29 protein-coding genes are annotated in these 25310 nt (G+C 47.5%); 4 read left to right on the top strand and 25 right to left on the bottom strand.

What is annotated here, in order from left to right; translation table 11 throughout:
* Window positions 1-31: 31 nt before the first annotated feature.
* Complete coding sequence (locus tag PSI22_RS06880; RefSeq protein WP_273579124.1) at window positions 32-367, bottom strand: DUF5347 family protein; 336 nt, start codon at window positions 365-367, stop codon at window positions 32-34.
* A 209-nt stretch (window positions 368-576) separates the two neighbouring features.
* Here PSI22_RS06880 and PSI22_RS06875 point away from each other — a divergent pair, with 209 nt between their 5' ends.
* Window positions 577-1194 carry a phage repressor protein CI gene (locus tag PSI22_RS06875; RefSeq protein ID WP_273579123.1) on the top strand — a complete coding sequence of 206 codons (618 nt, stop codon included), beginning with the start codon at window positions 577-579 and terminating at the stop codon, window positions 1192-1194.
* 81 nt (window positions 1195-1275) lie between these two features.
* Here the strand turns inward: PSI22_RS06875 and PSI22_RS06870 are convergent, their stop codons facing one another.
* On the bottom strand, window positions 1276-1818 hold the full coding sequence (locus PSI22_RS06870; RefSeq protein ID WP_273579122.1) for a GNAT family N-acetyltransferase: 543 nt from the start codon (window positions 1816-1818) through the stop codon (window positions 1276-1278).
* Window positions 1819-1929: 111 nt separating this feature from the next.
* Window positions 1930-2421, bottom strand: coding sequence for a bactofilin family protein (locus PSI22_RS06865; protein ID WP_273579121.1), 492 nt, complete (start codon window positions 2419-2421; stop codon window positions 1930-1932).
* Window positions 2422-3942: 1521 nt separating this feature from the next.
* Between PSI22_RS06865 and PSI22_RS06860 the strand changes: the two genes are divergently transcribed.
* Complete coding sequence (locus tag PSI22_RS06860; protein WP_273579120.1) at window positions 3943-4758, top strand: helix-turn-helix transcriptional regulator; 816 nt, start codon at window positions 3943-3945, stop codon at window positions 4756-4758.
* 365 nt (window positions 4759-5123) lie between these two features.
* On the opposite strand, the gene PSI22_RS06855 is transcribed toward PSI22_RS06860, so the two are convergent.
* Both PSI22_RS06855 and PSI22_RS06850 read right to left on the bottom strand, forming a co-directional pair.
* On the bottom strand, window positions 5124-5804 hold the full coding sequence (locus tag PSI22_RS06855) for an epoxyqueuosine reductase QueH (protein ID WP_273579119.1): 681 nt from the start codon (window positions 5802-5804) through the stop codon (window positions 5124-5126).
* 146 nt (window positions 5805-5950) lie between these two features.
* Window positions 5951-6700: an SDR family oxidoreductase gene (locus PSI22_RS06850; protein WP_273579118.1), complete on the bottom strand. Its 750-nt coding sequence runs from the start codon at window positions 6698-6700 to the stop codon at window positions 5951-5953.
* A gap of 284 nt (window positions 6701-6984) precedes the next feature.
* Between PSI22_RS06850 and PSI22_RS06845 the strand changes: the two genes are divergently transcribed.
* Complete coding sequence (locus tag PSI22_RS06845; protein ID WP_273579117.1) at window positions 6985-8595, top strand: AMP-binding protein; 1611 nt, start codon at window positions 6985-6987, stop codon at window positions 8593-8595.
* A 568-nt stretch (window positions 8596-9163) separates the two neighbouring features.
* The gene (locus PSI22_RS06840; protein ID WP_273579116.1) at window positions 9164-9910 is read left to right on the top strand and encodes a phosphoribosyltransferase; all 747 of its coding nucleotides are present in this window, start codon (window positions 9164-9166) and stop codon (window positions 9908-9910) included.
* Between the two features lie 202 nt (window positions 9911-10112).
* Here PSI22_RS06840 and PSI22_RS06835 read toward each other — a convergent pair whose 3' ends face one another.
* Genes PSI22_RS06835 through PSI22_RS06740 form a run of 20 tightly spaced genes read right to left on the bottom strand, consistent with a single transcriptional unit; the run spans window position 10113 to window position 25299 of the window.
* Window positions 10113-10220: a recombinase family protein gene (locus PSI22_RS06835; RefSeq protein WP_273579134.1), complete on the bottom strand. Its 108-nt coding sequence runs from the start codon at window positions 10218-10220 to the stop codon at window positions 10113-10115.
* 40 nt (window positions 10221-10260) lie between these two features.
* Window positions 10261-11322, bottom strand: coding sequence for a nicotinate-nucleotide--dimethylbenzimidazole phosphoribosyltransferase (gene cobT, locus PSI22_RS06830; protein WP_273579133.1), 1062 nt, complete (start codon window positions 11320-11322; stop codon window positions 10261-10263).
* 14 nt (window positions 11323-11336) lie between these two features.
* Entirely contained in the window at window positions 11337-11939 is a 603-nt protein-coding gene (locus PSI22_RS06825; RefSeq protein WP_273579115.1) for an adenosylcobalamin/alpha-ribazole phosphatase, read from the bottom strand.
* 31 nt (window positions 11940-11970) lie between these two features.
* Window positions 11971-12729, bottom strand: a complete 759-nt coding sequence (gene cobS / locus PSI22_RS06820) for an adenosylcobinamide-GDP ribazoletransferase (RefSeq protein WP_273579114.1) — start codon at window positions 12727-12729, stop codon at window positions 11971-11973.
* The gene (gene cobU, locus PSI22_RS06815) at window positions 12726-13271 is read right to left on the bottom strand and encodes a bifunctional adenosylcobinamide kinase/adenosylcobinamide-phosphate guanylyltransferase (protein ID WP_273579113.1); all 546 of its coding nucleotides are present in this window, start codon (window positions 13269-13271) and stop codon (window positions 12726-12728) included. Before cobU ends, cobS begins: the two co-directional genes overlap by 4 nt.
* A gap of 59 nt (window positions 13272-13330) precedes the next feature.
* The gene (locus PSI22_RS06810; protein WP_273579112.1) at window positions 13331-14872 is read right to left on the bottom strand and encodes a cobyric acid synthase; all 1542 of its coding nucleotides are present in this window, start codon (window positions 14870-14872) and stop codon (window positions 13331-13333) included.
* On the bottom strand, window positions 14869-15681 hold the full coding sequence (locus PSI22_RS06805; protein ID WP_273579111.1) for an ATP-binding cassette domain-containing protein: 813 nt from the start codon (window positions 15679-15681) through the stop codon (window positions 14869-14871). The genes PSI22_RS06810 and PSI22_RS06805 overlap by 4 nt, the downstream gene beginning before the upstream one ends.
* A 36-nt stretch (window positions 15682-15717) precedes the next feature.
* On the bottom strand, window positions 15718-16395 hold the full coding sequence (locus PSI22_RS06800; RefSeq protein ID WP_038243719.1) for an energy-coupling factor ABC transporter transmembrane protein: 678 nt from the start codon (window positions 16393-16395) through the stop codon (window positions 15718-15720).
* A complete protein-coding gene (locus PSI22_RS06795) occupies window positions 16382-16663 on the bottom strand; it encodes an energy-coupling factor ABC transporter substrate-binding protein (protein WP_273579110.1) in 282 nt (93 codons plus the stop codon). The genes PSI22_RS06800 and PSI22_RS06795 overlap by 14 nt, the downstream gene beginning before the upstream one ends.
* 12 nt (window positions 16664-16675) lie before the next feature.
* The gene (locus tag PSI22_RS06790; RefSeq protein WP_273579109.1) at window positions 16676-17407 is read right to left on the bottom strand and encodes an energy-coupling factor ABC transporter permease; all 732 of its coding nucleotides are present in this window, start codon (window positions 17405-17407) and stop codon (window positions 16676-16678) included.
* Window positions 17408-17410: 3 nt separating this feature from the next.
* Entirely contained in the window at window positions 17411-18124 is a 714-nt protein-coding gene (locus PSI22_RS06785) for a cobalt-factor II C(20)-methyltransferase (RefSeq protein WP_273579108.1), read from the bottom strand.
* Complete coding sequence (gene cbiK / locus PSI22_RS06780) at window positions 18124-18918, bottom strand: sirohydrochlorin cobaltochelatase (RefSeq protein ID WP_273579107.1); 795 nt, start codon at window positions 18916-18918, stop codon at window positions 18124-18126. The genes PSI22_RS06785 and cbiK overlap by 1 nt, the downstream gene beginning before the upstream one ends.
* 14 nt (window positions 18919-18932) lie before the next feature.
* A complete protein-coding gene (locus PSI22_RS06775; RefSeq protein WP_273579106.1) occupies window positions 18933-19727 on the bottom strand; it encodes a cobalt-precorrin-6A reductase in 795 nt (264 codons plus the stop codon).
* A complete protein-coding gene (locus PSI22_RS06770) occupies window positions 19724-20449 on the bottom strand; it encodes a precorrin-3B C(17)-methyltransferase (protein ID WP_038185795.1) in 726 nt (241 codons plus the stop codon). The genes PSI22_RS06775 and PSI22_RS06770 overlap by 4 nt, the downstream gene beginning before the upstream one ends.
* Window positions 20443-21507, bottom strand: a complete 1065-nt coding sequence (cbiG, locus tag PSI22_RS06765) for a cobalt-precorrin 5A hydrolase (RefSeq protein WP_273579105.1) — start codon at window positions 21505-21507, stop codon at window positions 20443-20445. The genes PSI22_RS06770 and cbiG overlap by 7 nt, the downstream gene beginning before the upstream one ends.
* Window positions 21488-22282 carry a cobalt-precorrin-4 methyltransferase gene (locus PSI22_RS06760; protein ID WP_273579104.1) on the bottom strand — a complete coding sequence of 265 codons (795 nt, stop codon included), beginning with the start codon at window positions 22280-22282 and terminating at the stop codon, window positions 21488-21490. The genes cbiG and PSI22_RS06760 overlap by 20 nt, the downstream gene beginning before the upstream one ends.
* On the bottom strand, window positions 22275-22871 hold the full coding sequence (locus tag PSI22_RS06755; RefSeq protein ID WP_273579103.1) for a decarboxylating cobalt-precorrin-6B (C(15))-methyltransferase: 597 nt from the start codon (window positions 22869-22871) through the stop codon (window positions 22275-22277). Before PSI22_RS06755 ends, PSI22_RS06760 begins: the two co-directional genes overlap by 8 nt.
* Window positions 22861-23481 (bottom strand): cobalt-precorrin-7 (C(5))-methyltransferase, encoded by a 621-nt coding sequence (locus PSI22_RS06750; RefSeq protein WP_273579102.1) that lies wholly within the window; start codon window positions 23479-23481, stop codon window positions 22861-22863. The genes PSI22_RS06755 and PSI22_RS06750 overlap by 11 nt, the downstream gene beginning before the upstream one ends.
* Window positions 23478-24653: a cobalt-precorrin-5B (C(1))-methyltransferase CbiD gene (gene cbiD, locus PSI22_RS06745; protein ID WP_370689008.1), complete on the bottom strand. Its 1176-nt coding sequence runs from the start codon at window positions 24651-24653 to the stop codon at window positions 23478-23480. Before cbiD ends, PSI22_RS06750 begins: the two co-directional genes overlap by 4 nt.
* On the bottom strand, window positions 24646-25299 hold the full coding sequence (locus PSI22_RS06740; RefSeq protein ID WP_273579101.1) for a cobalt-precorrin-8 methylmutase: 654 nt from the start codon (window positions 25297-25299) through the stop codon (window positions 24646-24648). The genes cbiD and PSI22_RS06740 overlap by 8 nt, the downstream gene beginning before the upstream one ends.
* Between the last annotated feature and the right edge of the window lie 11 nt (window positions 25300-25310).

Below are 25310 nucleotides of genomic sequence, written 5' to 3'. Positions count from 1 at the left end.
ATACAAAAATGTGTTCAAAAAATGTGATTACTTAAGATAACTTCAGGTACTTCGGAAACTGACTGACAACGACTTTAATATGATTCATTGCTTTGATCAGAGCCTGTTTTTCCTCTTGGGTAAAATGTTCAAGCTCACTCTCGTGGCGTGTACGCGGAATATTTGCCAAATAAAAAATGGCGGATAACGCCCGCTTGTTCTCTTCGTAATAGCTATCCTTTTTGTCGCGCATATCAGCAAAAAACCGGTTTAACTCTTTTTCATCGTCACCCCAGTATGTTGCCCTGATCCGCGACAAATGATTCAACCCTTCCAGCCGTTGGCCGAGGTTAATCTGGGCAAATTTTTCTTTTTCCGTATTCGCCATTTTTTCCCTCACTATTTTACCTCCAGCACTCTTCCCAGAATCCTGTAAAGCATCCCCTAATCGCTGTCGATATCAGGTATAAAGATTGAAATCTGGGCGTTCATGATGCAATATCTCTCAATGGTTTTCAGCTTAACCAATCCGGGCTCATGAAAGATCTCAATTCAAGAACTTTTGTGGGATACTAATACCCCTTATCTGTACTGTCAATGAAAAATACCAATATTGAGATAAAAATGGGGGCTGATAGTGGGGGAAGACCCGCTATTGAGCGTCTTGTCCGCGCGTATGGATTTAAGTCACGCCAAGCCCTGAGTGACCATTTAGGCGTTTCCAAAAGCACAATGGCAAACCGCTATCTTCGTGATAGTTTTCCAGCGGATTGGATCATCCAGTGTAATCTCGAAACTGGCGCTTCACTGCTGTGGTTAAGCACGGGTCAGGGAGAGATGTTTCCGGATGGAGAGAGTGGCAAAACAGAACGGCTGGAAGATATCATTGCGCCATCAATTCCTCGTATAAAGTTATCGGGAGGTAAACTAAACGAGGCCAATCCTGTGATCTTGGACAGCGAATTGATTTCCAAAGAGCTTAACAACCCGTTGGTTGTTGATGATGGCGCGACATGGTATCTGCTTGATACTCAGGGAGACAATATTCAGGATGGCTTATGGCTGGTGGATATCGAAGGTATGCACAGTATCAAGAGGATTGCCAAAATTCCTGTCAGTAAAATCCGTGTCAGCGACGATGACGTCACTTTTGACTGTTCAATCAGCGACATTCAATTCATCGGCCGCGTGGTTCTGGTGATATCCAGACAATAACGGTCTGGGCAACAAAATGGTTTCCATCAAGGTTATCCCGCCTGTCGGGATAACCTTAATAATGTTTACTCCATCATACCATCAACTTGAACGCCGAATCCGATACAGAACATGTTCCCTCAATCGGTGGCCTTCCGGCACCAAAGGATGTAGAAATGTTTTTTCATCTCTGATCATGCCCAGTTTTTTCATCACACTTTCTGAGCGGTAATTAAGTACGGAAGTGAATGCTACAACTTCATCCAACCCCGCTTCTGTAAATGCGAAATCAAAAATCCTGCGAGCCGCTTCACATGTATAGCCTTTGCCCCAAAAAGGTTTATCAAGCCGCCAGCCAATTTCGACACAGGGATAGCAGGGTAACGCTTCACTGGGAATATTCAGCCCAATCATGCCGATGAATTCACCATCCTGTTTTCGCTCAACCGCCCATAATCCCCAACCACCCTGCGTTTCAAACTTACGGATAAAATTATCAACAAGAGTATTATTTTGCTCTTTATTCAGTGTGTTAAAGAAAAACTCCATCACTTCAGGATCGCTATTTAAGCGAAAGAAAGGCTCACGATCTTCTTCTTTCCAGCCACGGAGCAGCAATCTTTCTGTTTCCAGTGTGATAATCATAACGCCTCCTTAAAGATTCAGGATAAAAGTCATTTAGCCGCCAAAATAAAAACCGCCGGAAAATCATACACATTTTCCGGCGGTTATGGCATGGATTTTTATTATCCAATATTAAGCACTATTTTTGGCTTTCGCTTTATCTGCCTGATTTTCCTTGATGGAAACAACTCGCTCAATATCCGGCTTTTTCTTGTTTTCGACCTGTTCTGACTGACCGACAAATAAACCGCCACGCCGGATTGACATACTTCCACAGCGGCTGATACCACGTAGTTCGCCGTGCTCCAGGATATCCAGCGTTTCCGCACAGCACGTACCGTCAACATGGCCATCAATAATAATTTCTGGCGCATTAAGCTCACCTTCAACTTTTCCGGCATGCATGACACGAATCGCACCACCTTTTACGCGAATATTACCAACGACTTTTCCCCAGATCTGAATATCGCCTTCCATCTCAATATCGCCTTTAAATACCGAGCTTTTCGCAATAATCGTATTGGAACGAGTTTCAACACTGAGGTTTTTTTTCTCTTCAGGCTGTGTAGAAATGATTGGCGTGACAGGGCTGGCAACAGGTGCCTCAGTTTTTTTTCCAAACATAGCATTTATTCTCAATTTCATATTTGTGAAGTAAAGTACCAAGGCTAAAAAAGATAAAATTGCTGTTATGGCACAACTGAGATGAGCGCCATACAAATATAGCCCTAAGGCAATACCCCAAAGGAGCCATACACTGTATAAAAAAGCGTTATCTGAAAAACGATACTTTTCCATATCTTTCTCGTTCTTGTCGTTTTTTCTTATCTTTCATCAGCAAATATATCTATGCATACGCCTTAGCAGGTAACGAGGAAAGGCTGTGAAAATTCATCCTAGCATTATACCAGTATAAAAAACAATCTACCTAGCTATAACCGAGGCATTTATAGCGCTATTACACGGATAACGTTACCATTCAAGTTTAACACTCTGAATTCTCGTTTAATTATCCCATATTCTCGGAATAAAAAAATCCATCTTTATAGATTTAACTTATTATTTTGAATAAAAAAAACAGATAAATTAATAATATTGAAACAATATAAACAAAATATTAATAATTTAGTCACAAGCCTACCAACGCCAGCATCGGGATCTGTTTATCTGGAAAACCGGTTACTATTGACAGGCGCACTTTTTATCAGGGACTGGCAGAATGCGCGACGATAGTATTAACATCATGGCAATCGAAATTAAATATCACTCTTCAGCCTCTAGAATTATACTTTTGATCCCCCCAGAAAAATTCAGGATAACCATCTGACATGAATGCCTCTCTTTCGTCCTGAAAGGAATTTTTTTAAGAGATAAAAAAGGGCGAAAAAACACGCTTGATTTTTAAAAAATGGCGAAATAGTGTTTTAATGTTAACTTATAAAAATAACAGACACATAAAAATCAGATCACGTTCTCTTATATATTCAAAATCCGCACACTCAGTTTTGTTAACTTTCTTTTCAATACCCCCGTTCATTTTTACTAAAATTGGCTAGCTAAATTTAAAAGTCATCTATCAGTCCCTTGCCTGCTCTATTTACTCATTATACGAGTAATGGGAGACAATTGGCCTACCCAATAAATTACATAAATTATAATTAATTTTTAAAATCAAATAATTACAAATATTAACCGGAATATTTTTAATGATAAAAAATATCATTCCGCGTGGTTAAATAGGATTAAAAGTATAAAATCACCCAAATGACAGTAATGAACATGTCTCCACCAAGTGAATTATCCGAGTATTAAAGACCATTAGGTAAAAAACAAACAAGTCATAAATAAACTTGCTTTAATACCTTTTAAAAACATGAAAATAAATTTACAGCACAGATTTCAACACTGAAACCTAACACAAATATTAATTTAGAGATATAATACCAAAAGCGATTTAATTAATGTTACACATGCTATTTTGATATCTATCAATACGGTTTCGCTCCGCACTCGATGTTATCAGTATAAATTCGAGTGCCAAAGGAAAGGCTTTTTCAACATCTATTAATTAATTAATAAAATAAATACACCATGCACTCATCACAAAAAATGATTACTCATGATACGGAAGATTAGGAGTAGTACATGAAAAGGACGACAGGCTTAAATCAGAAGAGTATTTATACTCACCTATTGACCATACCGGATTTCAATACCCTCGAACATAAACAAAGAGGGCTGTATATTTTACTCGATGGTGAAATGATATGGAAAGATTGCACCAATACTTACCATATCACATCGAATGAGATCCTTTTTACCCACCCGGGGAGCTACGTAGCCAAAACCAATACAGAAAACTGTCAGGTATTATGGCTACCCTTACAGATGGAGTTCCTGCGCAATTTTTTAAAACGTTTCGGGTCGTTGCTGAGTAAAATTGAACGACGTGATTTTCCGGCTCGCAGGCTAATTCCCTTCAATCAGTTCCCTTTACTGACGGAAAGTATCCGTGGATTGGCCAACCTGCTGGCTCATGATTCCCCTCCTGCACTGATTCAGCTCAGGGTTGAAGAACTGCTATTACTGCTTTCTCTTAGCAAACAGGGGGCATTACTGATGTCGGTATTGCGACAGTTGAGTAACCGTCAGGTAGAACGCCTGCAAACATTTATGGAAGCACATTATCTCAAGGAATGGCGGCTCAATGACTTTGCCCGCGAGTTCGGTATGGGATTGACTTCATTCAAGGAGCTTTTTAACAGTGTCTATGGTACATCTCCCCGCGCCTGGATCAGTGAACAGCGTATTCTTTATGCGCATCAATTGTTACTGAACAGCGAAATGAGCATTGCCGATATCTCATTGGAATCTGGTTTTTCCAGCCAGTCCTATTTTACCCAAAGTTATCGTCGGCGTTTTGGTTGTACCCCCAATCGCGCCAGATATGGCAAAGATTAGTCACTCACATAACTATTTATCGTTTGTTGAGTAACAATAATTATTATTAATCAAGGCTTTCCAGGTTTATGTAAAGATATTTAGATCAAGCTGAAAAGCCGTAAACCCCTTGCCCAACTGAAAAAATCAGCTCTTTCCTGTTTGATAGATCAAAAATGATCGTTTTTATCGATCAATTTCCCTTGATCGATCTGTGCAATCCATTGGACGGCGATATCTTATCTCACATATAGTCGGTGTGACTCATCACCACTAAGTCACCACCAGGGTTTTTATGCTTCACCGTATCCTTTGGCCTGTCTATGCAGGCCCTTTTTTTTGCTTTTATATTTTCTAACAATGAATAGAAAATATGACATTGAGCGTCAATTTGATTCGTGATCTTTTTTATCACTCTCTGCTTGATAGAATACTGTACCCAATTTTATTCTTTCCCGTCCGGTGGCTAAACGATGTCGGTTGCTATCCCGCAGGGAGTAAACACAGCCACAATATTCCTGCTGATAAAATTCCTCACGTTTACTGATTTCTATCATGCGGGAAGAACCGCCGCCCTTGCGCCAATTATATTCCCAGTAGGTTAAGTCAGGATAACGGGAAGCCGCACGGACGCCGCATTCATTGATCTGCTGCATATTTTTCCAGCGTGAAATACCCAGCGAGCTGCTAATGACAGGAAAACCATGCTCATGAGCATAAAGAGCTGTCCGCTCGAAACGCATATCAAAACACATGGTACAGCGAATACCGCGTTCAGGTTCATTTTCCATGCCTTTCGCACGTTCAAACCAGTTATCACGATCATAATCAGCATCAATAAAGGGGATCCCCATCTGCTCCGCAAAACGAATATTTTCATCTTTGCGTAGTTCATATTCTTTTAGAGGATGAATATTCGGATTATAGAAAAATATCGTGAAATCAATCCCTGAAGCCAGCATGGCTTCCATCACCTCCCCGGAACAGGGAGCACAGCACGAATGCAGTAACACTTTATTGTGTCCGTTTGGCAGCGGAAGCGGGTTACGTTCATAGTTCAGTGACATAATATTCTTTACCTGATTCAGACAACAAAAAATCAGGGAGAGAACATAATTCCTCTCCCTGTGTTTATTGGGTGATTATCTTATCTTTTTCTTCTGCCTTACGACAATGGCGGAAAAGAAAAAACGGTTTTTATCACATCAAGGTTTTAAGCACCCTGTACTTCTGGCAGTATCTGACCGCCATCAACCACAATCGCCTGCCCGGTAATATATTTCGCTTCATCGGAGGCAAGGAAACAGGCCGTATAGCCGATATCTTCCGGCGATCCCAAAACGCGCATCGGCGTTGTATCTCGAATGTGTTGTAGATAGTCTTCACCAAATGCCTGCAAGCCTTCAGTCATAATTATACCCGGCATAATGGCATTAATGGTGATACCCTGACCTGCATATTCCAGCGCCGCACTGCGCATAAATCCCAACTGACCCGCCTTACTGGCACCATAATGGCTGTAACCCGGAATACCTGTCATTTCCCCTGTCACCGATGACGTAAGCACGACCCGGCCATAACGCTGCTTTTCCATAACATTCAATGCAGCCTGAACCAATAAAAATGTTCCCTTGAGGTTGACGGTATTCACTAAATCCCAATCTTCAGCCGTCATGTCTTTAAGATAATGTTGTGGAAAAATACCAGCATTGGAGCAGAGAATATCAAGCCTGCCATATTTTTCGACAATCTCATCAATCACATTTTTACATGCCGCCTGATCCGTCACATCAAGAGGAATAAAATCAATATCCAGCTCTTTTGCAATCGCCTCGCCTCTTGTCCTGTCAGTGCCGGAAATAATGGTAATGGCACCCGCTCGCTTAAAGACCTGAGCAATGCCCTTGCCAATACCTTTCGTTCCTCCGGAAATAAACGCAATTTTGTCCGTTAAATTAAACATGGTCGTTTCCCTTTACATGAGTGGATATAGTATTTTTGTTACAAAAAATATAATCTTTCAATATATTTATAATAAGTTATATTGACAATAATAATAAAGATAACAAACATATTAAAAAATATAAATAACAAATAAAACATCGAGATAAAAATAATAGCTTCAGCATTATTCCATTTAATTCGAGATTTCTTAAAAATAAACAGATTAGCCATTATTTTTAATAGATTGCTTATTTCAAAAATAACAATTACTTTTAATTAAAATGAAAAATACAGGATAAAAATATGACTCTCAATAATTCATTCTTATATGAATATGATGGTACTGCATTATCACCCATTTTATTTCTCAAAAGAGCCGTATTAAGTAACAGTGATGATATTGCTGTGATAGATGGAGATCATTGTTGGACCTGGCGTCAATATGCTGAACGATGTGAAAAAGTGGCAATCGCACTTCAACAAATGGGCATAGGTAAAGGGAGTGTTATATCGGCACTACTGCCTAATATACATGAAATGCTCGAATTACATTTTGCTGTCCCTTTGGCAGGTGGAATTTTAAATACGCTGAGTACTCGAACAGATTCAGCAACGTTAAATTTTATCTTCGAAAAACTTAGCCCACAAATATTATTGATTGATAGAAACTATATTTCATTGTTGGATAATGTCGCTATTAATAATCAAATGAAGATAATTATTGTTGACGAAAACGATTCATGCATTCCGGAATCAACCTTTGATCATGAATACATTCAATATGAATCACTGATAACGCAATACCCATCGGCAACCTTGTCTTTTCCTCAGATTGACGAACAGGAAGCCATCAGTATCAACTCGACGTCGGGAACCAGCGGGCAGCCTAAACTGGTTGTTTATTCTCACCGCGGTGTATTTCTCAATGCCGTTTCCAATATTTTGGATTGGGATATGCCCAAACGACCCACATTCTTATGGACTCTCCCCATGTTCCACTGTAATGGCTGGTGCTTCCCCTGGGCAATCGCAGCACGAGCAGGTACGCATATCTGCATGCGCCGGTTTGATGCAGAGAAAGCTATCCAGCTTATGCAACGACACCAGGTAACCCATTATTGTGGTGCACCGATTGTGCATTATTCTCTGGGAAAAGCAGCACAAAACCAGGGCATCGATTTTGATAATAAAGTTTACGGGCTCATCGCAGGCGCACCGCCCACAGCAATGGTATTTTCCCTGCTGGATGCTGTTGGCATCGCAGTGACACATGTCTATGGTCTGACAGAAACTTATGGGCCTGTCGTTGTTTCTGAAGATAAACACGATTGGAAAGCACTGCCAAAATCGGAAAGGATATTAAAGCGCATGCGTCAAGGGATCGTCTCCAATTTACAGGGGCAGGTCAGCGTTATTGACGAACATAGCGGATTACCCGTTCCTTTTGATGGAAAAACTGTCGGCGAAATTGCTATTCGCGGAAATATCGTTGCAGCTTATGATCCTATTCGCCATGTGACTCCCAGTACAACAAGCCAATGGTTTTTTACCGGCGATTTGGCAGTCGTCGATAATGATGGCTATATCAAAATTACTGATCGGAAAAAAGATATTATCATTTCCGGTGGTGAAAATATTTCCAGCCTTGAATTGGAAAATGCTCTGTCAGGTTATCCCGGTATTTTGGCCGTCGCTATTGTGGCAAAACCCGACCCGTACTGGGGAGAAGTTCCTCATGCTTTTATCGAACTTGATCAACATACATTAGTGACTGAACAAGAACTGGATGATTATATTTGTACCCTAGTCGCACGTTATAAACGCCCTAAAGGCTATACTTTTTCAACATTACCCCGTAATGCAAACGGGAAGATTATCAAAGAACAACTGAGAAATATTGTCCGAAATTTATGAAGATTAAAGAACAGACAGGTATAGAAATTCATTCAAAAAATAATATTTTCTCAGAGTTTTACATAATATAAAGGTGGCTACCTAAACAGCCACCTTTAAACCATTATATCGATATCTTTCATTAATATCGGAGCTCATATTAAAAATTTAGTATGATAGAAAATCTTGCGTGAGGTGTGGGAAAGCTTGATTAAATAATTTTCATGTAATTTCTTCAGTACCTTCACCTTGTACTGCATGGAGCATCATGGCCTCTCCTACTCCTATAAAAATGCCATTAGCTGCTCTGGTTTTTCACTGATCCATCAATGGTTCTGAACCCAAACAAACTATCGAATGATGGATAGTCTATCGCCGTTTTTGTACAGCCATAATCAGGACAGGGACATGAGTGAGGTAAGGTGATTTTTTATTCGCAGTTCAGATATTACGATGCATTAGTAGCAGTAAGCCTACTGTAAGCAGTACAGACTTTCTCTATCCTCTATCTTGATGTTTTTCTCTCTGGTTTAAACCTCAGTCGTATGGAAGAATAAATTTAAGAATTATTAACTCGTTGGGGCTAACAATGGGCTTTGTTGTAGACAAGGAAAATAACCGTGTAACAGTCGATCACTCTCATAATCGCTTTTGCATTACCACACCGGAAGGGAACCCATCGACTCTCACGCTAAATAAAGTGCTTAAAGTTACGTCAATTTTTACCCGAACTAAAGGCAAACGAGATAAAGACGCGCCAGGTGATAACAGTCCAATGCTTTATGCCCTAAAAGGCTTACACAACCTGAAAACCACACGTAAAGACATTATGCGGTTGAATGAGAGTTATCGACTGATTCTGGAAACATTTCTACAGGATGGTTTCCAATGGGATTGCATCATACCTCTGCCATCTTCCAGCCAGCTAACCTCGCTCTTTGCTAAAAAGGTCTGTAAAAATACCCGCATGGGGGTTTGCTATAATGAGGCCTTAGTGAAGATTACCGCCGCGCAGATATTGAGAGACCTTAATACTCTCGCCATTGGGGCAAAGGACAGATCCGCAATACACGAAGATATTAAGCGCTTCATCCGGTACAATTCCCCCGAAGCACCTTTCCAGATTAAGTCAATCAAGAGGGTTCACTTGCGTCAGCATATTAACCCTCTTATGTGGGGGGGATTACCGTCTGGCACTGCGGAACCGCGCAATATTTTACTCGTCGATGATATGATTACATCTGGTACATCACTACTATGTGCGCTCAATGCTATCCAGAACTATTACCCTGCCGTTAACGTGCAAGCATTAACATTATTTGGTTCGTCGAAATAGTAGAACACTACTACCAAATCGTTTGCATTCGACGATCATAAAAACTATAATTTTCTCAAGAGCTGGTATGAGCGGCCCTGCTCTATAAATTATCGAACGTCGCCCGCGCTGCGCGTGTGTAGCCTGTCTGTAAGGGACAAATTCACTTCTTAGAAAGCGGCTAGGACAACGGCAAGTTGTAAAATGCAAACCAATGGGCACCTTATCGGTGCCCTTTCCTTTTATGTTTACGTGCTGCCTTCAGGCCGTTCTTAGTTCTCTCGTGTAGCATCGTACGCTCAAACTCGGCAAACGAACCGACAATCTGCATCATCATTCGCCCCGTGGGGTAGCGGTATCGATGGCTTCAGTCAGGCTTTCGAAATCTGCTCCGGCAAACTGATCCCACTGCTCGTCAGTTGCCCCATATTGCAGTAGATCACACAAGCGGCATCAATCAAAGACATCGCAATTGCCGCTCCACTGCCTTCACCAAGGCGCAAATCCAGATGAAGATAAGGTTGCAGACGCAAATGCTGTAATGCCAGCACTGCGCCTTTTTCTGCTGACAGGTGTGAAGGGATACAGTAATCCCTTGCAATAGGCGCCATCTGGCAGGCGGCCAATGCAGAGGCATAAGAGAGAAAACCATCAAGAACGACAGGAACACCTGACGCTGCTGCTCCGAGAATCACTCCCGTCATACCGACAAGGTCAAACCCGCCTACTTTTGCCAATACATCAAGCGCATCATTCCCATTCGGCTGATTGACGATAATCGACTGACGCACAACGGAACCTTTGTGCATAAGCCGCTTAATGGGCAAATTAGCACCCTGCCCAACCACATCATGGGGATCACTGCCCGTCAGCACGCTGATGACTGCCGCGGCCGGCGTGGTATTGGCAATCCCCAACTCTCCCACACCCAATACGGAAACCCCTGCGGCAATACGCTGTTGTACCAGTTGTGCGCTCGCCAGCAACAGAGTTTCAGCCTGTGCATATTCCATGGCCGCACCCTGTGCAATATTGCCACAGCCACGTGCCAATTTTAGGGACAACAAATTGTCAATCGGATCACCATCGATCCCAATATCCACGGGCAACACATGGGTACCGCTGTTTTTCGCCAGTACACAGACCCCAGTTATCCCTTGCAGCATATTCCGTGCCTGTATAGCCGTGACATTCTTGGGTGAAATTGCCACACCTTCGTCATATACCCCATGATCGGCACACATGACGATGATCTCTTTTTGCAGATTGCGAAGATCCCGGATCCCCGGCATGCCTGAAAGCTGGATCGCCAGTGCTTCAAGACGCCCCAAACTGCCCAGCGGTTTGACCAGACTGTCAATGTGTTGCACCGCTGTTTCCATTTTCGCCTGATTCAGCGGCTGGATTGCATCAAGTAAAGATTGAAGAGTCATATGCATCATTCTGGCTATTCTTCAGGCCGATATTCTGCCCGCCCATTGAAGATACGCAATGTGATAAACCCCGTGTGATTATCGACGACGCTATAAGCACCTTGCTGAAAGGGGAAAGACCACATGGCTTCTGTCGGCAGATTGAGCAGCCTGGTCAGTAGCAGTGCCAGGGCTCCCTGATGTGCAACAATCAGTTGATTTCCCTCTGCCGTGGCAGAACGCACTTCATCGGCATAACTTCCCACCCGGGCAGCAAAGTCCCTGAACGCCTCTCCTCCCGTTGGGCAGGCATTTTGCCAGTCAGACAACCAATGTGCCCACGCCTGCGGATCGTCTTTGGCAATCATTTCATGATGACATAACTCCCATGCCCCAAAATCCAATTCATTAAGGCGATGCTCAGGCTCTATTGCAAAGGGGGAAATAATGCGTGCCGTATGCTGTGCTCGCTGCATCTCACTACAGTGGACCGATTGGAAATCGACGTGTTTCAGCGCAGCAGCGACCTGTTGCGCCTGTTTGATCCCCGCCTCCGTCAATGGCAAATCTGTGCTGCCACAAAAAACGCCGTTAATGTTGGCTTCCGTTTGCCCGTGTCGAACGAGAAAAAGCCGCATTGGATTATTTTCTCCAAATTGATTACCCAATCTATTTCCAGATCATGACCAGCAGAAAAATGACTTCCCCTGCTTCAATTGAAGCACCCAGCGTATCGCCGGTCTGACCACCAAGACGATAATTAAAATAGAAGGCCAATCCATAAATGACGATCAATGTCACCATCATGGCAATTAGCCCTTGCCAGTCTCCGAGCGCGATGACTAATACTGTGCCACTTAATAGGGTGAGAACCGTGGAGCGTGGAGTCATTCGACCAATATAACTGCTTCCCATGCCTTCACCTTCACGGGCGTAACGCTGTTCATACATCAGCAGCACGACGGCAGTGCGCCCGACAATCGGTGCGCACGTCAGCAAGGCAAATAGCTCAAGAGGAGGATGATAAGAAAGCTCTGCCACGGCGAAAACCTTAAGGAAAAGACAGAAAATCAACCCCAGACCGCCATACGTACCGAGACGGCTATCGCGCATGATCGCCAGCATTGTTTCTCGCCGGCGGGCAGAGAAAAGGCCATCACAGGTATCGGCCAAACCGTCTAAATGTAACCCGCCTGTCAGCAGTGCCAATGCCAGCACATAGCCAATGGCACCGATATACATACCGCCGCCAGATTGACTAATCGAGAGCGAAATCAGGGCAGCCAACCCGCCAATAATCAGGCCAATCACCGGAAAATTCGGCACGCCGCGCCAATACTGGCTGAAATCAACCCCCTCCGCCCATTTTGCAGGCACGGGAAGCCGTGTCATAAATTGCAATGTCGCCCAAAAGAGATTCAGCTTCATTTAATTCTTACTCCAATCCCTGAGACCATCAGCCAGACCTCTTTAGCCGCCTGCGCCAGTTTTTGGTTCACGCGCCCGGCGATATCGGCAAAATGACGTGCCAGCCGGTTTTCAGGCATAATGCCCATGCCCACTTCATTCGTCACCAAATACACCGGAGTCGGGCAATGCAGGCCAGCCGCGATCAAGTCATCTATCTGACGCTGAATAAATCCCTCCAATGATGCAAAATCCCATTCATCGGGTGATGCCCCCGCCGATTTGTCAAACAGCAGGTTGGCAATCAACGTTGTTACACATTCAAGTATCACGCCCTCTTCGGGTTGCCGATGCTGGCGGATCACGCTGGCCAAGTCTTGATAACCCTCCCAAGTCCGCCAGTGTGAAGGGCGCTCCTGCCTATGCCGCTCGATACGAGCCGCCATTTCTTCATCCGTAACCTGCGCCGTAGCAATATAAAGTACCTGCTCACACTGCCCCGCAATTAGCCGTTCTGTGTAGGCACTTTTACCGCTCCGCGCACCTCCCGTCACCAAAATCATTTTGTGATCCCAAACTCCGTAAAGCCACAATGCTCACACGATACGCTCTGTTTTTGCAATCAGTGATGCTCTTCATGCTCTTTCATTAACTGATAGATACGATCAATATCGAGATGCTCACGCATACTGGCGGCCAGAATATTGAACTGTTTTTCTTTGTGCTGGACGTAATTGAACGTCACATTTTCCAATGGCACGAGGCCTTTTTGGCGACGAAGCTGGTTCAGTAATGGGCGAGTAAAGGTATTCTGATCAAACAGGCCATGCAGGTAACTGCCCATTACCGATCCTGACTGATTGACTGCGCCGTCAAACCAGACTGTCTCCTCTCCATTACGCAGATGCATTTTGGCAAATGGCCTTGTCTGCTCGCCAAGCTGTGTAATTCCCATATGAATCTCATAGCCTGCAATCGGCTGCTCGCTGCATGAATTCAGCATTCCCGTCAGCTCAGGCATGACAACGCCCTTAACCTGTGCAGTGTGTTTTTCATTGGCAAACTGAGTGTCAGCATCCAGTAATCCCAAGCCTGCCATCCGGTTTAAGCCTGATTCAACCTCATCAATGATCTGTTTTCCCAGCATCTGATAGCCGCCACAGATCCCAATGATCGGAATTCTTGACTGGTGCGCAGCGATAACTGCCTGATCAAGCCCTTGGATCTTTAACCATGATAAGTCACCCAAGGTATTTTTGCTGCCCGGCAGAATAATCAGATCAGCTCCGTGAAATGCCGAGGGATCAGAGACATAACGTAGATGAACATCAGGTTGTGCCGCCAACGCGTTAAAATCCGTGAAATTGGCGATATGAGGCAACTGGATAACCGCGATATCCAGCCAATTTTCTGCGTGCTTACCAGAGTGATCATATTTGCCGACCTGCAAGGCGACGCTGTCCTCATCTTCCAGATCGAGATCCAGCCACGGCAGCACACCCAATATCGGCACTTGTGTCAGATCTTCGATCTGATCAATCCCTGATTGCAGTAAAGCCGGATCGCCACGGAACTTATTGATGATCACGCCTTTGACCCGTGCTCTTTCCTCTGGCCTGAGAAGTGCCAGCGTGCCATAAATCGCGGCAAACACGCCGCCACGATCAATATCCGCGACCAGAATGACCGGAACATCCGCCAACTCTGCCATGCCCATGTTGACGATATCGCGATCGCGCAAATTGATTTCAGCCGGACTCCCCGCACCTTCCAGTACCATAATGTCGGTTTCCGCTGCGAGGCTGTCATAGGCAGCCAAAATCTGCTGTTGGAGCTGTGGCTTATATTCGTGATATTCCACGGCGTTCATGCTGCATACTACTTTGCCCATGAAAATCACCTGCGCTTTACGATCGCTGGTGGGTTTCAGCAAAACCGGATTCATACGCACATCCGGCTCAATACCTGCCGCTTCTGCCTGAAATATCTGCGCCCGCCCCATCTCTTTGCCATCGGCGGTAATACCCGAATTGAGCGCCATATTTTGCGATTTGAAAGGAATGCAGCGATGGCCGTCCTGTAAAAAGATCCGGCAAAATCCGGCTACCAGCACGCTTTTGCCCACATCAGAAGCTGTTCCCTGAATCATCAGAGATAATGTCATTGTCGTTCCTCCCTTGTTCTATGCAGGATAGCAAAAAACTCCTGCTCTGTTTTGCACAGAGGCAACCCGGCTTCACTGTGTACTTTCACCAGCCACGGCTGTACCAAGCCTGCCTGTTCCAACAGATCTTTTTGCAGTAAGACGATTTCTGGTTTACCTGAACTGATCACCCGACCCTTTGCCAGTACATATAAACCATCACAGATCTGATAGATCAAATCTATATCATGGCTGGAAATAATGATCCGCTTACCCCCTGCGGCAATCATGGCGATGATCTCCAGCATTTGCTGACGGCCAGAAGGATCAAGCCCCGCTGTCGGCTCATCCAGCAACAAGTAATCAAATTCCATCACTAATGCCCCCGCAATCGCCACCCGCTTTTTCTGACCAAAACTCAAGTATTGAATCGGCTTGTTGCGGAAAGCATGGGCGTCCACCAATGTCAGTGCACGTTCTATCCTGCGCTGAATTTCGGCCTCCTCCACACCCAGATTACGCAGGCTGAAAGCCAAATCGCTGTCAATGTCGGTATAAAAGATCTGTTGATCCGGATCTTGAAATACCGTGACGACCCGCTGACGCAACGCCATCAACCTTTTTTTACTGTAATCCAATGGCGCATTATCCCACCAGACAGCGCCTTGTTGTGGACGCAGGATACCGGAAAGGTTCATCAGCAACGTCGATTTACCACAACCATTCGCCCCGATAATTCCGGTAACTTGATGATGGCTGAAATCAAGTGTCAAATCCTGCAAGATAGGCTCATCCTGATAACTGAAATGCAGTGCCTGCGTCGCCAGCATAATCGCCTCCTTTTATCGAAGCCACAATTCCCCAGGTTATAGATGAAAATCACCCTGATACAGTTTGAGTGTCAGCGCCACACTCATCTGCTGATAACGGCTCATCACCCGCGCAAACAGCATACCAACCAGCATCGCCAGTGAGCGGTAGCCCGTTCGCAGAGAACGATAACCAAAGCGCAGTGATTGTGCGCGGTGGATCGCGGCCGCTTCCTCCACAAAGATAAAAATAAAGCGCCATGTCAACAGGATCTGTTCAATCAAGAGATGGGGAACACGGCAGAATTTCAGTAACTTAATCATCTGCTCAAAGGGCATATTCAGCATAAACCAGAATGTTGCCGCCAACGTTGCAAGGCTACGCCAGAGCGTCTGATTAGCCATGTTTACGCCCTGTGAATCAATCCCCAGCCAATATTGCCCTACTTTAAATCCCCACAACAGGCTGTCCGGCTGCAAACTGGCGGACAGTACGATAGCAATCAGACCAATGCCGAGAAACCCCAGCGGGATCAACAGCCATTTCAGGTAGCGCAGCAGGCTGATCCGCAGCAGATAGCAGGTGAATAGGGCAAGGCCAAATAACAGTGCGGCCTGCCATACGGGGGATAGCCCCATCGCCAGCACCATAAACAGCAGATACAGGGCGAATTTCGCCCTGGGATCTTTATTGCGCCAACGGCTCTGGTCGCTCAGTTTATCAATGCCGATCATGATCTTTACGGCCACGACGATAATAACCAAGGATGTAGAAAATCACGGCAGTACCGAGGCTGCCCTGTAATGTGAACAACAGGCTTTCAATTTCGCCGCTGGCCGGTTCATATAAGGATTCGAACCAAGGGGTATAATTGGGCGCAATTTCCATGATTTGCGCTTCAGCCTGACCATCCGCGCCACCAAACTCCCCACCGTGATCGATGAAAAACGGAATAACGCACAGGGCAACCAGCAGAGACAGCAATATTAATGTCTTTTTCATCTTCAACACTCCTTAAAAACTGCGAGCCTGAATTAATTGTCTTTTCACTAACTGATCGTAAATCAGCACGGTCAGTAAACCTTCAGCAACCGCAATCGGTAGCTGGGTTATGCAGAAAATGCCCATAAATTTGATGATGGCTGCCCCCATGCCAAGTTGTGGATCGGGGAAAGCGACACCCAACTGAATGGAGGTGACGGCATAGGTGACAATATCGGCGATAAAAGCACAGAAGAAGACACCGATATCTTTGCGTACGCCTATTTTGCAGGAGAAACGCCATACCAGATACCCCACCAGCGGGCCAATCACGGCCATTGACATGCCGTTAGCCCCCAGCGTGGTGACGCCGCCGTGCGCCAGCAGCAACGCCTGAAACAGCAGGACAATCGCACCCAGTACCGCAACAACAGAAGGGCCAAACAAGATCACCGCCAGCGCGACTCCGGTCGGATGAGAACAGCTTCCGGTGACAGAGGGGATTTTCAACGCAGACAGGACGAAAATAAATGCACCACACAGTGCCAGCAACACTTTCTGGTTACTGTCTTCCTGCACAATCTGACGCAGCCTCATAATGCCTGCCGCCAAAAAGGGCAGAAAAGCCAGCCACCATGCAATTGCCCACATCGGGGGCAAAAACCCCTCCATGACATGCATGGCGAACGCTTCCTGCGGGGCCAACGTTAAAAGCAGTGCGATAGCCGCACCAGATAACGAAAACTTCGTTAGTTTCTGTTGCATAACTCACCTCGATAATTGCCAGTTTTTATTAATCAAAATCGTTGAGAAATACGATAGCCCCTGCCCGCTATCCAATGCGTCGAGATGCCGCCAGCACTGTTCTGTCGGCAAGGTCGCATCAGCCATCATCAGCGCGTGTTGCAGGAGTTGGTGGCGCTGGAGCAGCCCGCGTATCCGTTCAAAATTCGAGTAAACTTTCATCAGGACGATGCAGTCATGATTGAGCAAGGCTTGCTCCAAAACCGCATCGGGAGCCGTACCGGCGATAACGGACAAGGTTTGATTTTCCATCGCCAATGGCATTGCACTGCGTGCCGCAATCGCCGCAAATGAGGTAATTCCCGGTACGATTTCCAGCCACGGCGGATTGCCGATCCGCTCCAGCAGAAACACCCACGTACTGAACAGCATCGGATCGCCCAGTGTGATAAAGCCGACTTTTCTGCCTTTCGCCACTTCTTCTTGCAGGGCTTGTGCGACTCTATCCCACACGACTTCTTTTTCTACCCGGTCTGATTTCATTAAAAAATGGTAAGTGCACACTTCAGTTTCAGGTGAGAGATATTCTTCAACGATGGAATGAGCGAGGCTCTGAACGCCTTTTTTGCCAGAAGGAGCATAAATGACATCCAGCCTGGCCAGAATACGGGCAGCCCGTACAGTAATCAGATCACTCGCTCCGGGGCCAACCCCTATGACATACAGTTTTCCGCTCATCACGCGTCCTCCCTGACCTTTTCATTCATGGCATCCGCAAGATGAGCAACAAACATCTGCCGGATCATCGGGTTTTCGCCTAATCCCTGCAACCAAGGGATGGCAGTCATACCGGCCTTTTCCAACTGTGATTTCCAAGAACCACTTTCACCAGAAGCCATATCATTAATGGCATGATCCCCTGCCACCAGCATCAACGGCATCAAGTGGACTTTACGGATGCCTTCGGCTTTCAGTCCCTTGATAATCAAAGCAATTTCCGGGTAGCTTTCCACTGCCCCCACGCGAGCCGGAAAGTGATAATGCGTCATCAAGTGATCCAGACAGGCATAAGCAGAAAAAGCGGGGTGAGTCGTACCGTGTCCCATGAAGACCACACACTCTTTGTCACCCAATCTGGGGAGCTGGTGGTGCAGCGCTCTCATCAATTGCAGATAGTCTTCAAAATTGCTCAGTAAAGGGGCTCCCAGTACCAAACGTTGAAATTGCGGACGGAATCTTTCTACTTCATGGAGAACTTTTTCATACTCGTCACCTTTGATGATATGCAGGCACTGAACCGCGACATCGTGATAACCGGCGTGATGCAGTCTGGTCAGCGCCTCGAGAGGCGTATCAATGTGAATGCCATCGCGCTCCCGCAATTTGCGAATAATCATACCGGAGGTAAAAGCGCAAAACAGTTCCCTATCAGGAAAGACAGAAGCCAACTGCTGCTCACAGGCTTCAATATTATTTTTTCGCGTTTCTGGATAACTGGTTCCGAAACTGATCACCAAGAGTGCTTTTTTCATCGCGTTATCCCTTATTAGTTAGCTATCACGGGGAAACTCGCCAATAGCTGCGCCATCTCTTCCAGACTATTGGCCTGCATAATTCCCTCACCGTTAAACGGATGTACCGGACGGCAGATCACGATGCAGGGCAGTCCCAGCGCAAGGCACGGCTCGACTTTATCCTTGAAACCGCCCTGTTCACCGGATTCTTTAGTAATGACCACATCCGCCTGACAAAATTGGTAAAATGCCCGATTAAAATCGGCACTGAATGGGCCTTTCAGGGCAAAAATCTGATCAACCGACAGGCCGCAGGATTCACATAGCGCCAAGACTTCTGCCGTCGGCAAGACACGCGCCAGCACGGTTTTTCCCGCCAAACGGCTAACATAATCGGCCAATTGTTTGCTGCCGGTGGTCAGCAAAATCCGTTCGCCTAATCTGGCGGCCACTTCGCACGCCTGATCAAGGGTCGTCACTTTATGGATCAAGGCATGTTCGACATCATCAATATCACTCGGACGGATATAACGGATCAGGGGAATATCCAGCTTCTGACAGGCCTGCACGATGTTTTGGCTCAACCGCTCGGCATAAGGATGAGAAGCATCAATGACCCTCTGCGTTCTCTGTTTTTGCAGATAATCCACCATGCCCTCCGCTTCCATCCGGCCAATCACAATGTCACCGCGGATATCAGCCGCCTGCTGCGCTCCCGTGGGCGTGGCAACAGACAGGCGATAGCCAATGCCAGCGCTATCCATCATCATGCAAATCTGGCGGGCATCACTCGTGCCGCCAAAAATATGGATTTGTGGCTGTTTCACAATCTGTACCCCCTTGGTGTGATCATCAGCCCATCACGCACGTAAGTGGATTGATTGCCGACAATCACCAGACTGCGCATATCAACGCGGGAAAAATCCATCTCGCCAAAAGTGGTCAGCCATTTTTCTTCTTTCTTACGCCCCGCCGCCTTAACCACACCGACGGGTGTTTCTGCCGGCGTCCACGGTGCCATCAACGCAAAGGCTCGTGCCAGATGGTCTTCGCGGCCACGGCTGCGCGGATTGTAGAAACACACCACGAAATCCGCTTCCGCGGCTGCCCGTACCCGTTTTTCAATCACCGCCCACGGAGTGAGCAAATCGCTCAGGCTGATATGACAGAAATCGTGCATCAGAGGAGCACCAAGCAGTGAAGCGCAAGCGGTACTGGCCGTCACGCCAGCCACCAGACGCACTTCTACATGACGTTCATGCTGACTGACTAGTTCCAGAACCAGCCCCGCCATGCCATAAATCCCCGCATCACCGCTACAGACCAGCGCGACGTTTTTGCCTTCTTCTGCCAGATCAATCGCCACCTGACAGCGCTCAATCTCTTTACACATGCCGGTTTTGATAATCTCTTTATCGCCCACCAGCGGCTTTACCAAATGGGTGTAGGTTTTGTAACCCACCACGATGTCCGCGGCTTTCAGTGCGGCTATCGCTTCCTGCGTCATCATGGCTTCACTGCCGGGGCCTATTCCAATGACGGTTAACATGGCTGCAATACTCCTAATGTGATAGTGACGCCCTGCTCACGCAGGGTATGGCCAACCAGCTGCCCCTGGCTCATCAGCCAGGCAACGGGTTGGGAGACACAACCGACGCCCACGGTTTTGCGCACGAATTCAGAGGCAGGGAATGCCTGTTCACATTGGGCGAGCTGGTTAACAGAGAAAATTTGAAAAGGAATGCGGCGTTTTTCCGCCAGTTGAACTAAAGCCGGCTCTTCTTGTTTCAATTCCACACTGCCGATGGCTTTTAATGCCAGAGGGTCAAAATCATATTCTGCCAGATGACGATCCAATAATTGCGCGACCCGTTCAGCGGCGACCCCGCGTCGGCAGCCAATACCCGCGATAATCCGGCGTGGCACTAATTTGAAGGTCGGGATCGCCAATACGGGTATTGCCCGTCGGTGGCTGACGTAAACTAAAGCATCGAGTTCCGGCAGATCATCAAGGGACTCCACCGGAATAAATCCACGGGTATCACACTGCCCTTTTTCGTCAATCAGCGCCGGATGCCACCATATTCCCACTCGTTTGCCATTGACCAGCATTTGGTTCACTGTCTTGACGCTGGCGCGAAAATCTGCCATTTCGCCATCAATTTGCTGGGATAACACATCAAGTGCAGCGATTTTGTTGACATCCGTTGCAGTTGTGATAACCGCCTGTCCGCCAAGCAGATCCGCAACCTGTCGCGCCAGATCATTCGCACCGCCCATATGCCCCGATAACAGGCTGATGGCAAACTGGCCTTTTTCATCCAGCACAACAACCGCCGGATCAGTCAGTTTGTCCCTGAGCAGTGGCGCAATCACGCGGATGGCGATCCCCGTCGCACCGACCATAACCAGCGAGCCATATTGGATGAACGCATTGCGTACCGTATTGGCAAAGCCACTGTCGAAAGCCCTGAACCCCGTTTCCACCAGTTCAGGGGAAGTAAAACAATCCACGGCCAGATGAGATTGCAGACGGCGCGCTAATGCCATGCCGCCGAATGTCAGGCAGAACAACGCGATCCGCTCATCATGCTTGACGATATTCATGGCTGAACCCCGCATCATACAGTTTTGAGTAGTGGTACTCCTCGCCAAGAAACGCACCGACCAAAATCAGGGCGGTTTTCTGAATACCTGCCGTGTGTACCTGTTCAGCAATCGTGTCCAATGTGCCGCGAACAATCTGGCAATCCGGCCACGTTGCTTTGTAAACCACCACGACGGGGGTTTCCTGCGGATAGCCACCCTGCCTCAACCGAGCAGCGACGCCAGCCATATCCTGCACCGACAGGAAGATCGCCATAGATGTCTGATGAGCCGCAAAGGCTTCCAGTGTTTCCCGTGGCGGCACCGGCGTTCGGCCAGCCATGCGGGTGATGATCAGGCTTTGCGCAACTTCGGGGACGGTATATTCCACCCCCAATTGCGCAGCCGCACCAAGAAAGGCGCTGACTCCCGGCACAGAGACAAAACCTGTGCCCTGACGGGTCAGCATTTCGGCCTGCTCACGAATAGAGCCGAATAGCGATAGATCTCCCGTTTGCAGGCGCACAACTAATTTTCCAGCGTTGACGCTGCTCACCATCAAATCAGTAATTTCCTGTAATGTCAGACGGGCGCTGTCATGGCACTCTGCATCCGCGCGGCAATATTCCAGCAGTTCCCGATTAATCAGCGATCCGGCATAAATCACCACTTGCGCCTGTTGCAACAACTGGTACCCCTTCAAGGTGATCAGAGTTTTATCTCCCGGCCCCGCCCCAACAAACCAGACTTTTCCGGCATCAAAACGCGCAGGTTCGGTATCAACATACTCAGTCATAAGCACTCTCCTTTGGATCGGACAGGTGTTCGAAAAACTTCTGGCAGGAAATCAAATAGGTGGGGTTGTTAGGTTTGAAATAGTGCCCCTGCCCCAACGGGGTCAATTCCCCAATCTGAATTTCACGGCCATCAAGGGACACCACCTGACAAGATTGCAGGTGCGCCAATGCCTGCATAAAGTTTTCCAGCAGGATAAACGTCATCACCAAACGCCCACCTTGATGCAGATGTTCCAGCGCCCAATCGATTAATTCCGTCAAGTGCCCACCCGTTCCGCCGATAAAAATGGCATCGGCGGCTTCTTCCAAGGGCAGCGGTGCAACACCCGCCTGAATGCGGACAGTGTGACAGCCAAAGTGTCGGACATTTTCATAGATCAGTGCCAGCGCCTCTTCCTTACGTTCAATCGCGAGGACATCCAGCGTGGGATAACGTAATGCAGCTTCAATACTGACGCTGCCTGTCCCCGCCCCGACATCAATCAGACGTCGGGCTTTTGCCAGTTCCAGCCGTTCCAGTGCCAGCGCTCTGACAGTTTCTTTGGTCATGGGAATGCGATGACCACGCAAAAACAGTTCATCTTTCATTAAGGATCACCACCACGTTCAAGCCATAATTAATGTCACCGCATTCGGCGACCTGTTGCGCACTCAGACAAACAATCCGCTCGTTTTCCTGTGACAAGTTTTCACCAATCACCATCCGGCGATGCTGCCCGCGTGCCAAAATCTCTTCCGCAATCTGGCGGGGGCCAATCACCTCATCCGTCACCATTGCGATTTTTTCGTGCCGGAGCAGCCAGTCAAAATCCGGTTTTCGACCGTGGCTGCTGGTAAGGTAGATATCGTTCATATCCAGCAGAATTCGGGCGCACAGATATTGAATGGCACTGATGCCAGAAATGATGCGAATGTTTTGCGGCTCGCCGACAAAATGTTCAGCGATGCGTTTACCAATGCCATAAAACAGGGGATCGCCCGACGCCAGCACGACAACCTGCTGATATTGGCGCTGTTCAAGCCATTGCATCAATCCGTCCATATCGGCATTCAAACGGCGGGTTTCGCCACGGAAATGGGGAAATTCAGCCAGATGACGTGCGCCTCCCACCAAGATTTCCGCCTGTTTGATGGCGGCCAGCGCGGCCAGCGTCTGATTTGCGATGGCGCCGGGGCCGATGCCAACGACCGTAATCATCGGAACCCCTCCACAATCTCATCCACTGGCCGATTGCAGCCCAGGACTTGATTATCAAAGGAGAAAAGAATGGCATCGCACTGTGGCCTGCCGCTGGAAAAACGCAGCATTTGATCAACGCGTCCGCAGATCTTCCGGGCAATCTGCTGATGCACCGCCTGCCAGCCACGTTCCGCGATCAGTTCGATGGCGGCTTCGGTGGTATCACAGTGATCAACGGCCTGAATCAATTCGAAAGGCGCACCCATTACGGCAAGGTTGGCGATCAGCGTTTCCATACGGCCATCCGCGATATGGCTGTGGGTATGGAAAATACCCGCTGCGATTTTCACCAGCTTGCCGACATGCCCCACCAGTACCACATGGCTAAACTGTAAACGCACCGCTTCCTGAAGCATGTAGCCGACAAAGTTACTCATCGTCACCACATAATTTCCGTCAATACCCAACTGCTGACTGACAAAACGCTCACCGTGATTACCCGGCACAAAGATAATCCGATCCAACCCGCTGGCGCGTTTAGCTTCCAATTCCAGCGCCAGCGAACGCTTCCAGCTCTCTTCTGACATCGGCATGACGATGCCCGTCGTACCGATAATCGAAATTCCCCCTTTGATCCCCAGCCGGTCGTTATAGGTTTTCTTCGCCCGCTCCTCCCCCTCTGGCGCAAAGATCACAATATCCGCCCCACGCTGAAGACCAATCACCTCACGCACCGCTTCTTCGATGGTGTGCCGCGGCGTTTTATTGATGGCCGCCCAGCCTATTGGCAGACCGATCCCGACCCGCGTGACTCTGCCAACCCCTTCACCGCCATCCAGCGTGATAATTCCGCTGTCATTCAGGGAGACGCGAGCAAAAATCAACATACCGTGGGTGGCGTCAACATCATCACCGCCATCTTTGCGGATCGCCGCAACCGCCTGCTGACCTTCAATCAGCGGCTGTTCAACGTTCAAGGCCAACGTGACGCCGGAAGGAGTTACGATGGAAACTTGATGGATAATCTGCTGGCGCAGGATCATTAACGCCGCCACCCGCGCAGCAGCCGTGGCACAAGAGCCGGTGGTATAACCTTTGCGGTACTGTTTCCCCCGGTGCCAGACCGTACCAAGGCTTTCTGCCTGCGTGTTCGGTGTTCCATTCAACGTTTCATTCAACGTATCATTCATGCCGCACCTCCGGCATCCGATACAAAACAGCGTTGATAATCGCCGCGGCAATATTGCTGCCGCCTTTGCGCCCTCTCGCCGCAATGCAGCTCAAGCCGCTATGTATAAGCGCGTTTTTAGACTCTTCCGCCCCGACAAACCCCACCGGAACCCCGACGACGGCAATAGGCGCGGATTGATGTTCCAGCAAGCGAAACAGCGCAGTGGGGGCATTACCAAAGACAAAAATCTTCTCCCCTGCTTCTTGTAAAGCAATATCGACCGCCGCCATTGAACGGGTGATCTGCTGCACTTTCGCCATTTGCACGACACGGGGATCGCTGACATAACAACGACATTCACTGCCATATTGCGCCAGACGGGTTTTATTGATGCCGGATAACACCATCGTGGTATCGGTGTATAACGTGCAGCCGCGCAAGATCCCATCGCGAATACGATGCAGGGCATCCGGTGAGAAATGGAGGATATCGAGCCAGTCAAAATCAGCGGTGGTGTGGATCACCCGTTTAATCACCGCTTCCTGCCCGGCATCCACAAAACGATAATCAGGGCGCGATTCACGGATAATCTCCGTGATAATGTCAAAGCTATGTTGCTCAATCTGCTGAGGTTGTTGAATATACGAGCGTTGAGGATAGTTCATCTTGTTTCCTC

Origin of the sequence: Xenorhabdus aichiensis, from assembly GCF_028598775.1 — a bacterium.
GTDB lineage: Bacteria > Pseudomonadota > Gammaproteobacteria > Enterobacterales > Enterobacteriaceae > Xenorhabdus > Xenorhabdus bovienii.
Note: the sequence above shows the minus strand (reverse complement) of the source record. Positions and strands in the feature narration are given on the sequence as shown.